The sequence below is a fragment of the Bradyrhizobium sp. UFLA05-112 genome, from assembly GCF_053572325.1.
Genome location: NZ_JBANBK010000006.1, coordinates 114,419 through 125,025 on the forward strand (window position 1 = coordinate 114,419; position 10,607 = coordinate 125,025).

Here is a 10,607-nt window from a genome sequence, read left to right on the forward strand (position 1 = left end):
TTGACCCGCGCCGTAGTAGAATCTTGGAAGCCAGTTCACGCCGGGGGTTCCGCCATGATCTTCCGCCAAATGTTCGACAGCGTTTCCGGGACCTACAGCTATCTGCTGGCCAGTCGCGCCGGCGGCGAGGCACTGATCCTCGATCCCGTGCTGGAGAAGGTCGACCGCTACTGCCAATTGCTGCGCGAGCTCGACCTCAAGCTGGTCAAGGCCGTCGACACCCACCTGCATGCCGACCACGTCACCGGGCTTGGCGAACTACGCGACCGCACCCACTGCATGACCATCATGGGCGACCAGAGCAAGGCCGACGTGGTGGCGATGCGGGTCTCCGACGGCGACAAAGTGACGATCGAGGGCATGTCGCTCGACGTGATGTATACGCCCGGCCATACCGATGACTCCTACTCCTATCTCATGGGCGACCGCGTCTTCACCGGAGACACGCTGCTGATCCGCGGCACCGGCCGCACCGACTTCCAGAACGGCTCTTCGCGCGCACAATACGACTCGATCTTCAATCGCCTCTTGAAGTTGCCGGAGGAGACGCTGGTCTTCCCCGCGCATGACTACAAGGGCGATACCGTCTCCACCATCGGCGAGGAGAAGCGCCACAATCCCCGTCTCCAGGTGCGCTCGGTCGACGAATATATCGAGCTGATGGCCAACCTGAAGCTGCCCAATCCGAAGATGATGGATGTGGCGGTGCCGGCCAACATGCATGTCGGCCTGCATCAGGAGGAGCTTGAGAAGGAAGGCCGCGCGCTCAGCGCCGTCGATGCGATGCGCGCACTCGGCCGGCCCGACATCCTCTTGGTCGATCTGCGCGAGAGCAATGAGCGCGCCAAGCACGGCATGCTCGAGGGCGCGCTGCATGCACCCTATCCGTCGATCGAGGAGAGCCTGAAACCCGGTGGCATGCTGCGCGAGGTGGCGGCCGCCACTGGTCGCCGCGTGCTGTTCTTCTGCGCCTTCGGCGAGCGCTCGGCGATGGCGGTTGCCGCGGCGAAACAGGCCGGGCTCGCCAACACCGCGCATATCGCGGGCGGCATCGACGCCTGGAAGAAGGCGGGCGGGCCGGTGGTACGGGTGTGATGCCATCCAGGTGGCGCCGCTTAGCGCCTCGCCATTTGAGAGAGGTCAAGAAAATTGGTCCCAAGCCGGCTAACATGCGCTGACGCATCACCATCCGGAGAAGGTCATGGCCAAGGCCGGCAACAAGAACCCGCCGCCGAAGAAAGCGGACGACACCAAGAGAAAGCCGCAGCCGCCGCCCGATACCGACGACGACGATGAAGACGGCGACATCGCCACCCCCAAACGCGACCGCTACGGCACCGATGACGAGCCGTTGTGAGGGCGGCAACGCACTCCAATGTCGTCCTGGCGAAAGCAGGACCCATACCGCGTGATCTCTCGATTGTGATCGGTCGCGGTACCGAACGACGAGTCTTCGCCAAACTACGCCCTGGGGTAATGGGTCCTGGCTTACGCCAGAACGACTGTGGGGACGCACTATGCCCGCACTACCTGCCATGCGCGGGCATTCATGGACAAATAACCGCGCGCGCCGATAGTTTGCGCTTCGATAGTAGGAAGTGAAACGGAACTGCGATGGCCGACGTTCTCGCCGCACCGCAAGAGGGAAAGACCGACAGCGCGCTACGCACGCTGACGGGGATCTCGATCGCGCATTGGATCAGCCATTTCCACATCCTGGTTCTGCCGATGCTGTTTCCGTTCCTCAAAAGCCAGCTCGGCGTCGGCTATATCGAGCTCGGCTTTGCGCTCACCGTGTTTGCGGTCGTGTCCGGCCTGACCCAGGCACCGACCGGCTACCTCGTCGACCATTTCGACGCGCGAAAGATCCTGCTGACCGGGCTCGTAATCGGCGGACTCTCCCTCGTACTGCTCGGCCTGCACTTAAGCTACGTCTCTCTGATCATCTGCGCGGTGCTGCTCGGCCTTGCCAACAGCGTCTATCACCCGGCCGACTATGCGATCCTCGCCGAGCACATGGACGAGGCGCGGATGGGCCGCGCCTTCTCGGTCCACACATTTGCCGGCTATCTCGGTGGCGCGGTGGCACCGGCGATCGTGGCTGCGCTCGTCACGGTTTCGGGCGGCACCGGCGCGCTGATCGCATCGGGCGCGATCGGCGTGCTCTGCGCGCTGCTGCTCATCGTGATCAACATTCCCGACGCCGGCGCGCACAGGAAGAAGCCGGGAAACGAAGCCGCGCCAAGACAGGCGGTCATCACGCCGGCGCTGATCATGCTGACCGTGCTGTTCATGCTGCTCAGCCTGTCAGTTGCCGGCATCAGCAATTTCGGCGTGGTCGCGCTGATGAGCGGCTATGCCGCGTCCTACTCCGCCGCCAATGTCGCGCTAACGGCATTTCTGGGGTCAAGCGCCGTCGGCGTGCTCGCGGGCGGCTTTCTCGCCGACCGCACCGAACGCCACGGCCAGCTCGCCGCCGCCTGCTTTGCCGTGAACGCGGCGATCGTGCTTCTGATTGCGCTCGTCGCACTGCCCGGCTTGCTGCTGACGGTTGCGATGACTGTTGCGGGCTTCCTCTCCGGCGTGATCGCACCCTCGCGCGACATGCTGGTGCGCAATGCGGCGCCGGCGGGCGCAGCCGGGCGCGCCTTTGGCATCGTCTCAACCGGTTTCAACCTCGGCGGCATCATCAGCCCGCTGCTGTTCGGTTGGATCATGGACCAGAACGCGCCGCACTGGGTATTCGGCGCGTCGGTGGTGTTCATGGTGGCCACGGTGTTCTTGTCGCTGCTGACGGAGCGGCGACCGGAAGGCGCCAAGTAGCGCTCTCTCCGCTGTCGTCCCGGCGAAAGCCAGGACCCATTACCCCGAATGGCAGTTGTTTGAAACACGCTGGAGCGACCAGCGTGCCAATTCCGTTGTCCTGTGATCATGGGCCCTGGATCAGCACTCGCTACGCTCGCTGGTCCAGGACGACAGTGGTGGTGGCGGCGCGTTACGTCGGCGACACCACGCCCTTCAACACACCGGCCTGAGTGCCGGCCCCACGCGTTAGCCTCGCCTTTTCCGTGTTCGGCCAGAGCAGCAGCAGGCCGAGCACGCCAGAACCGATCATGACCACGGCGTTGATGGTGTAGCCGGTCAAGTAGCCGTCGACCATTGAGCCGGCGCGCTGGATCACGCTGCCCATTACGGCCGGCGCGATGATGCCGGCGAGCGTGTAGAGTGCGCCGTAGATCGCGATGACGGCGCCGCGCTGCGAAGCCGGTGTGAACTCGCCAAGCATCGGCGGGCAGACGACGTAGATCGCCCCGCACAGGCCCGAGCCGACCACGAGCAGCGCGATCTGCAACCCCGCCCCCTGCACGTGCGGCATCGCCGCGAGGATGAGGCCGCCGACCACGAGGGGCACCGAGCCGAGCACGCCGCGCGCAACGCGCGTGGTCGCGCCGCGCACCATCATCACCTGCGAGATCCAGCCCGTGAGAATGACGATGGTGGCACCGAATACCCACGGCAGGATAGATATCCAGCCCGCATCCGACTGCGAGAAGCCGAGTCCCTTGACGATGAAGGACGTGAACCAGGTAAGACCGAGCGACAGCGCCCAATAGGCTCCGAAGGTCGCCGCCACGCAGCCGATGAAGGTGCGCGAGGTGAGAAGCTGGACATAGGGAATCTTCGGCTCGGTGGCCGCCAGCAGTTGCGTGTCCTCCAGCGGCCCCTCCTTGCCGAGCGCAAGCCAGGCCGCGACCCAGATCAGGCCGACGACGCCGAGCGCACCAAAGGCATAGTGCCAGGAGTGGTTGACGATGATCCAGTTCAACGCGGGCACCGCGAGAATGACGCCGAAGGCCGAACCCTGCGACAGGATCGCGGTCGGCAGCGTGCGCTTCTCGTCTGGAAACCATTTGTAGATCGCGTGTGCGGCGACCGAGAAGCCCGGCCCCTCGCCCGCGCCGAGCACGATGCGGCAGATCACGAGCGTGGCGAAGCTGACGGTGCCGACCATCGGAAACTGCGCCAGCGACCAGATGACCGCGAGCGTCAGCAACACCCAGCGCGTCGGCACCTTGTTGACGATGAAGCCGACCACGATGGTCGAGATCGAGAACAGGACAAAGAAGGAAGAGCCGAGCAGGCCGAACTGCTCCGGCGCGAGCTTCAGGTCGGTCATGATCGGCACAGCGGCGAGTCCCACGACGATCTTGTCGGCGAAATTCACCACCATGAAGAGAAACAGGAGAAAGGTGACGGTCCAGGCGCCCTTCGGCGTTGCCTTGGCTGTCGTGCTGCCCGCCGCTTTGGGCGTTCCCTGAGCGCTCATATTTCTCCCCGTCTCGCCGTTTTTCGGCGCTTTTGATCTGGCCGTCTTGCGAGCTAACAACGGCTTGAACGGCAACACAACCCCGACATTTCCGCATCAACTATGCTACGCAACATTCCAGTTAATTCCGTGCGGCGCCATTCATCGTGCTGAGCATCAAAAACCTCTCCAAAAGCTTCTCCTCGGCCGGCGAGCCGGTTCATGTGTTGCGCGGCGTCGATCTCGACGTGCGCCCCGGCGAGCGTGTCGCGCTGACCGGCGAATCCGGCAGCGGCAAGAGCACGCTGCTGCACCTGATCGCGGGGCTGGATGGCGCCGACGGCGGCACGATCATGCTCGAAAGCACCGATATGACGGCGCTGCCGGATGCAGGGCGGGCAGCGCTGCGGCGCGACCGGCTGGGGCTGGTCTTCCAGCAGTTCAACCTGATCCCGAGTCTGTCGGTCGAGGACAATCTCGCCTTCCAGGCGCGGATCGCCGGCCGGCACGATGCCGCCTGGCACGGCGAGCTGATCGAGCGACTCGGCCTCGGCAAGCTGTTGAGACGCTACCCCGAGCAGCTCTCTGGCGGCCAGCAGCAGCGGGTCGCGATCGGCCGGGCACTCGCGATCAAGCCGTCACTGCTGCTCGCGGACGAGCCGACGGGTAATCTGGATGAATCCACGGCGGACGACGTGCTCGCCTTGGCGCGCGATCTCGTGGCGCGCACCGGCTGCGGCTTCTTGATGGTGACGCACAGCCTGCACCTGGCCGGCACGCTCGACCGCCACGTCACGCTGCATGCGGGGCGGATCACATGAGGCGCGCGCTCTGGATCCTTGCCGTGCTGCTCAGCCATTGGCGGCGACATCCGATGCAGCTCGCGACGCTGCTGATCGGCCTGATTGCGGCAACCGCCCTGTGGAGCGGCGTGCAGGCGATCAACCAGCAGGCGCGCAATGCCTACGATCGCGCTGCGGCGACGTTCGGCGGCGTGCGCACGCCGATGCTGGTCGCGCCCGATGCCGCGACGTTCTCTCAGGACCTGTTCGTTGCGCTCAGCCGCGCCGGCTGGCCGGTGTCGCCGGTCGTGGAGGGCCGCGTCCAGATCAACGGACGCTCGTTCCGCCTGCTCGGCATCGAGCCGGTGACGCTGCCGGCCGAGGTCGGCAATGCGCCGCGGCTCGGCGCGTCGGACTTGCGCGCCTTCGTCGCCGCGCCCGGCCAGACACTGGTGGCGCCGGAGACGCTCGCCGATCTCGACGCGGCGGAGGGCGCGGCGCCGCTGATCAGCAGCGGCGCAAAGCTGCCACCACTGCATGCGCAGCCGCAGCTCGTGCCCGACGTGCTGGTGGTCGACATCGGCGTCGCACAGCGGCTGCTTGGCAAGCAAGGCCAGCTCTCGCGGCTCCTGATCGGCAAGGCCAAGAGCAAGCCTGCGCCGCTCGCGAGCGTCGTCGGCGACCGCTTGCAGCTGATGGAGCCGAGCGCGGAGACCGAGCTCGAACGCCTCACCGACAGCTTCCATCTCAATCTCACCGCCTTTGGCCTGCTGTCGTTCTTCGTCGGACTTTTCATCGTCAATTCGGCCGTCGGCCTCGCCTTCGAGCAACGATTGCCGATGCTGCGTACGCTGCGGGCCTGCGGCGCCTCGGCACGGTTGCTCAACACGGTGCTGGTGATCGAGCTGGTGGTGCTGGCGCTCGCTGCGGGGCTCGTCGGGCTCGTCTGCGGCTATGTCATCGCGGCGGCGCTGCTGCCGGATGTCGCGGCCTCGCTGCGCGGGCTCTATGGCGCGCAGATTCCGGGGCAACTTTCGCTCCGCGGCGAATGGTGGCTCGCCGGCATCGGGATCAGCATCATCGGCGCGATGATCGCGGCGGCAACGAGTCTGGTCAAGGCGATGCGGCTGCCGCTGCTTGCAACTGCGCAACCGCAGGCCTGGCAGCAGGCGCAGCAGCGCTGGCTGATCCTGCAAGGTGCGGCAGCGTGTGCGGTGTTCGCAATCGCGCTGCTGTTGTTGCGCTATGGCGATACGCTGATCGCCGGCTTCGGCGTGCTCGCTGCGCTGATGCTGGGCGCGGCGCTGATCCTTCCCGCGCTGCTCGAGATCATCCTGCTCATTGGCCAGCGCCGCGCGCGCCGCCCGCTTGCGTTGTGGTTCTGGGCCGACAGCCGACAGCAGCTATCAGGCCTCTCGCTGGCGCTGATGGCGCTGCTGCTCGCACTCGCAGTCAATGTCGGCGTCTCAACCATGGTGGAAACTTTCAGCCGCACATTCGTCACCTGGCTGAACGGACGGCTGGCCGCCGACGTCTATATCGGCGCGCCCGACAACGCGAAGGCGGTTGCGATCCGGACTTGGCTGCGCGAGCGCGGCGAGGTGCAGGCGATCCTGAGCGGCGGGCGGGCGGAGACGCAACTCGAAGGACAGCCGGTGGAGCTGTTCGGCCTGCCCGACCACCCGCTCTATCGCGAGCGCTGGCCGCTACTCGAAGCCGCGCCGCGCGCCTGGGCGCAGCTCGTGCCGGGCGATGCCGCCTTCGTCAGCGAGCAATTGAGCCGGCGATTGAACCTGCGCGTCGGCGATGTCATCGAGATCCCCGCGCCGGGCGGTAGCTGGGTGCTCGACATCGCCGGCATCTATGCCGATTACGGCAATCCCAAGGGGCAGCTCGCCGTGAACGTCGCGGCGTTGATCCGGCGCTTTCCCCAGACGCCGCAGACACGGATCGGACTCATCGTTCCCCGAGACAGGATTCCCGGCCTGATCACGGCGCTGCAGAAGCAGTTTGCTCTCGACGACCGCAGCGTCGCCGACCAGGCAACGGTGAAAGCGGAATCGATCCGCATCTTCAACCGCACTTTTGCGGTGACGGGAGCACTGAACGCCTTCACTCTCGGCGTCGCCGGCATCGCGCTGCTGACCAGCCTGCTGACGCTCGCCAACTCCCGCCTGCCGCAGCTCGCGCCGCTTTGGGCGATCGGCCTCACGCGGTCGCGCCTTGCTGCGATCGAACTGACCAAGACGCTGGCGGTTGCGCTGTTCACGGCGCTGCTGGCATTGCCGTTGGGTCTCGTCGTGGCCTGGTGCCTGATCGCGATCGTCAACGTAAAAGCGTTCGGCTGGCGCCTGCCGTTCCACGTGTTTCCGCTGCAACTGGTCGAGCTGGTCGCGGTGGCGCTACTCGCCTCGCTGCTGGCCGCCTTGCTGCCGGTGGCGCGGCTCGCGCGGATGCAGCCGGCAGATCTCGTGAAGGTGTTTGCCAATGAGCGCTGACGGACTATCGCGGCGCGCATTTGCCGGCGCCCTCGCCGCATTGGCGCTGTCGCGTCGCACGGCGGCGCAAGGTTACGCCGGCCTCGGCGAGACCGCAGATGGCTTTGCGCAGGTCACGCCTGGAAAAGTGTTTTCCTTCCTCGCCGACCACGGCCCGCACCCCGATTTCCGCATCGAGTGGTGGTACCTCACGGCGAATCTGATCGATGCCAGTGGCGCGGCTTGCGGCCTGCAATGGACGCTGTTTCGCCAGGCCGCCGAGGCTGGGCCGCAGCGCGAGGGCTGGGCCAATCAACAGCTCTGGATGGGCCATGCCGCGGTGACCCGCGCCGACACCCATCGCTTCAACGAGCTGTTCGCCCGCGGCGGCGTCGGGCAGGCGGGTGTGGATGCAAAGCCGTTCGCGGCCTGGATCGACGACTGGGAGATGAAGGGCACTGAGAGCACCGATGATAGCAAGCTGGCGCCGCTGACGCTGAAGGCGTCAGGCACCGATTTCAGCTACGCACTGACGCTTCAGGCTGATCGTCCGGTGGTGCTGCAAGGCGACGGTGGTTTCAGCCGCAAGTCCGAGCGCGGCCAGGCGTCGTATTACTACAGCCAGCCGTTTTTCCGTGCGCACGGCAGCCTCGTCATCGACGACAAGGCGGTCGATGTGTCGGGGCAAGCCTGGATGGACCGCGAATGGAGCAGCCAGCCGCTTGGCGCCGACCAGACCGGCTGGGACTGGCTGTCGCTGCATCTCTCATCTGGCGACAAGCTGATGCTGTACCGGCTGCGGCAGAAGGACGGCAAGGACGATCCGTTCGGCAACTGGATTTCGCCCGACGGCCGCACGCAGCAAATCTTTGCCGCCGACATCCGGATGACGCCGAGGGGATGGGCCGAGGTTGCGGGGCGCAAACTGCCGGTGGAATGGCAGATCGTAGTCCCCTCGCGTTCCCTGACGATCACCTGCAAGCCGCTCAACCCCGCGGCCTGGATGGGCACCGGCTTTTCCTATTGGGAGGGCCCGATCAGCTTTTCCGGCAGCCATGACGGCGTTGGCTATCTCGAGCTGACGGGCTATTGAGCATCGGCCGATCCGAGGGGAACCGTGCGATGTATCACCTGACCGCGCTCATCACGCTGCTCGCCGTAGCGTTCTGCTTCTACACCACCATCAATGTCGCACGGTCGCGTGCGAAGACTGGCGTCAAGGTGCCAGCGATGTCGGGCCATCCCGACTTTGAGCGCGCCTTCCGCATCCAGATGAACACGCTGGAATGGATGCCGATCTGCCATCGCTTTGGCTGTTCGCGATCTATGTCAGTGACGCCATCGCGGCCGCAATCGGCGCGGTCTGGATCATCGGCCGCATCGTCTATTTCATCGGCTATTCCAAGGAAGCCGCCAAGCGCGGCCGGGGATTTGCCATCCAGGCCTTCGCCAGCATCGCGCTGTGGATAGGATCGCTCGTCGCGGTGCTGTGGCGGCTGGTGCATTGAGGCAAGGTGGCGGCAACAATCACCATCGTCGTCCCGGACAAGCGAAGCGCAGATCCGGTCTCCATAACCTCAGGGCGGAGTTTGGCGAAGATTGATAAACGCGATCTTGCGCCGCAACTACTCCCTGGGGTTGGGTCCCGGCCTTCGCCGGGACGACACCGGAGTTGTGGAGCTGACGTTGCCCTTGCCACTCACTTCGTCAGCGGGCAGCCGCTCTCCTTGACGGTAAAGAAGGCCTTGTCGCCGGGGACGGTGGCGAGCAGCTTGTAGTAGTCCCAGGGCTTCTTCGATTCCGACGGCTTCTTGACCTCGAACAGATACATGTCGTGGACCATGCGGCCGTTCTCGAGCACCTTGCCTTGCGCGAAGGCGTCGTCAACCGGGAGTTCCTTCATCTTCTTGGCGACCGCCTCCGGATCCTTGGTGCCGGCGGCCTTGACCGCCTTCAGGTAGCTCAGCGTCGCCGAATAGGTGCCAGCGTGGATCATGCTCGGCATTCGCCCGGTGCGCTTGAAGAAGCGTTCGCCGAGACCGCGCGTCTTGTCGTTGAGATCCCAGTAATAGCCCTCGGTGAGCACCAGGCCTTGCGCGGCCTGCAAGCCAAGGCCATTGACCTCGGCCAGTGTCATCAGGAGGCCAGCAAGCTTCTGGCCGCCGGTGACGATGCCGAACTCGGCGGCCTGCTTGATCGAGTTGGTGGTGTCGAGCCCTGCATTGGCAAGGCCGACGATCTTGGCCTTCGAGCTCTGCGCCTGGAGCAGGAAGGAGGAGAAGTCCGACGAGTTGAGGGGCACGCGGACCGAGCCGACCACCTTGCCGCCATTGGCGGTGACGATCTCGCTGGTGTCCTTTTCCAGCGCGTAGCCGAAGGCATAGTCGGCGGTGAGGAAGAACCAGGTGTCGCCGCCGGCCTTGGTCAGCGCACCGCCGGTGCCGACCGCGAGCGCGCGGGTGTCATAGGCCCAGTGGAAGCCATAGGGCTGGCAGGCATCGCCGGTGAGGCGCGATGTCGCAGCACCCACGACGATGTCGATCTTCTTCTTTTCCTTGGAGAGCTCATGGATCGCGAGCGCGACGGACGATGTCGTCAGCTCCGTGATCATGTCGACGTTCTCGACGTCGTACCAGCGCCGCGCGATGGAGGTGGCAAGATCTGGCTTGTTCTGGTGATCGGCGGTGACGAGCTCGATCTTGTGCCCCAGCACCTCGCCGCCAAAATCCTCGATCGCCATCTTGGCGGCTTCAACCGACCATTTGCCACCGTAATCGGCATATACGCCGGACTGGTCGTTGAGGATGCCGATCTTGACGCCTTGATTGGCGGTTTGCGCGGAGGCCGGCACCACCAACAACACGGACACCGCGGCGGCGGCCAAAAATGCTGATTTCATATTTTAACTCCCAGCAGTTTTCTGTTTTGAAATCGCGCGGATACTAGTGAAGAACCCCGGCAATGCCCATCCATTTCGGCCTCAGCCGTTAGTATGGGCGCAGGCGTGCCAAACTCAGCTCGTCGTCCCGGACAAGCGCAGCG

Annotated in this window: 8 protein-coding genes and 1 pseudogene; 7 read left to right on the forward strand and 2 right to left on the reverse strand. The window is 65.1% G+C overall.

Features of this window, described 5'->3' with window-relative positions; translation table 11 throughout:
• Window positions 1–54 precede the first annotated feature (54 nt).
• The 3 genes from SO180_RS05510 to SO180_RS05520 all read left to right on the forward strand — a co-directional run bounded on the left by SO180_RS05510 (window position 55) and on the right by SO180_RS05520 (window position 2,823).
• Entirely contained in the window at window positions 55–1,095 is a 1,041-nt protein-coding gene (locus SO180_RS05510) for an MBL fold metallo-hydrolase (RefSeq protein ID WP_449377803.1), read from the forward strand.
• Window positions 1,096–1,201: 106 nt separating this feature from the next.
• On the forward strand, window positions 1,202–1,357 hold the full coding sequence (locus tag SO180_RS05515; protein ID WP_449377804.1) for a hypothetical protein: 156 nt from the start codon (window positions 1,202–1,204) through the stop codon (window positions 1,355–1,357).
• 257 nt (window positions 1,358–1,614) lie between these two features.
• On the forward strand, window positions 1,615–2,823 hold the full coding sequence (locus SO180_RS05520) for an MFS transporter (protein ID WP_449377805.1): 1,209 nt from the start codon (window positions 1,615–1,617) through the stop codon (window positions 2,821–2,823).
• Window positions 2,824–2,995: 172 nt separating this feature from the next.
• Here the strand turns inward: SO180_RS05520 and SO180_RS05525 are convergent, their stop codons facing one another.
• Window positions 2,996–4,327 (reverse strand): MFS transporter, encoded by a 1,332-nt coding sequence (locus SO180_RS05525; protein WP_449377806.1) that lies wholly within the window; start codon window positions 4,325–4,327, stop codon window positions 2,996–2,998.
• A 146-nt stretch (window positions 4,328–4,473) separates the two neighbouring features.
• Between SO180_RS05525 and SO180_RS05530 the strand changes: the two genes are divergently transcribed.
• The 4 genes and pseudogenes from SO180_RS05530 (at window position 4,474) to SO180_RS05545 (ending at window position 9,073) form a co-directional block, all read left to right on the forward strand.
• On the forward strand, window positions 4,474–5,127 hold the full coding sequence (locus SO180_RS05530; RefSeq protein WP_449377807.1) for an ABC transporter ATP-binding protein: 654 nt from the start codon (window positions 4,474–4,476) through the stop codon (window positions 5,125–5,127).
• Window positions 5,124–7,586 carry an ABC transporter permease gene (locus SO180_RS05535; RefSeq protein ID WP_449377808.1) on the forward strand — a complete coding sequence of 821 codons (2,463 nt, stop codon included), beginning with the start codon at window positions 5,124–5,126 and terminating at the stop codon, window positions 7,584–7,586. Before SO180_RS05530 ends, SO180_RS05535 begins: the two co-directional genes overlap by 4 nt.
• Window positions 7,576–8,658, forward strand: coding sequence for a lipocalin-like domain-containing protein (locus tag SO180_RS05540; protein WP_449377809.1), 1,083 nt, complete (start codon window positions 7,576–7,578; stop codon window positions 8,656–8,658). Before SO180_RS05535 ends, SO180_RS05540 begins: the two co-directional genes overlap by 11 nt.
• Window positions 8,659–8,687: 29 nt before the next feature.
• A pseudogene (locus tag SO180_RS05545) lies at window positions 8,688–9,073 on the forward strand (MAPEG family protein).
• A 191-nt stretch (window positions 9,074–9,264) separates the two neighbouring features.
• Here SO180_RS05545 and SO180_RS05550 read toward each other — a convergent pair.
• On the reverse strand, window positions 9,265–10,464 hold the full coding sequence (locus SO180_RS05550; protein WP_449377810.1) for an ABC transporter substrate-binding protein: 1,200 nt from the start codon (window positions 10,462–10,464) through the stop codon (window positions 9,265–9,267).
• Window positions 10,465–10,607: the final 143 nt, after the last annotated feature.

What these genes read in the sequence shown, in the direction of transcription:
- SO180_RS05510 (WP_449377803.1), top strand. Translation starts at nt 55, where the DNA reads ATGATCTTCCGCCAAATGTTCGACAGCGTTTCCGGGACCTACAGCTAT.
- SO180_RS05515 (WP_449377804.1), top strand. Translation starts at nt 1,202, where the DNA reads ATGGCCAAGGCCGGCAACAAGAACCCGCCGCCGAAGAAAGCGGACGAC.
- SO180_RS05520 (WP_449377805.1), top strand. Translation starts at nt 1,615, where the DNA reads ATGGCCGACGTTCTCGCCGCACCGCAAGAGGGAAAGACCGACAGCGCG.
- SO180_RS05525 (WP_449377806.1), bottom strand. Translation starts at nt 4,327, where the DNA reads ATGAGCGCTCAGGGAACGCCCAAAGCGGCGGGCAGCACGACAGCCAAG.
- SO180_RS05535 (WP_449377808.1), top strand. Translation starts at nt 5,124, where the DNA reads ATGAGGCGCGCGCTCTGGATCCTTGCCGTGCTGCTCAGCCATTGGCGG.
- SO180_RS05540 (WP_449377809.1), top strand. Translation starts at nt 7,576, where the DNA reads ATGAGCGCTGACGGACTATCGCGGCGCGCATTTGCCGGCGCCCTCGCC.
- SO180_RS05550 (WP_449377810.1), bottom strand. Translation starts at nt 10,464, where the DNA reads ATGAAATCAGCATTTTTGGCCGCCGCCGCGGTGTCCGTGTTGTTGGTG.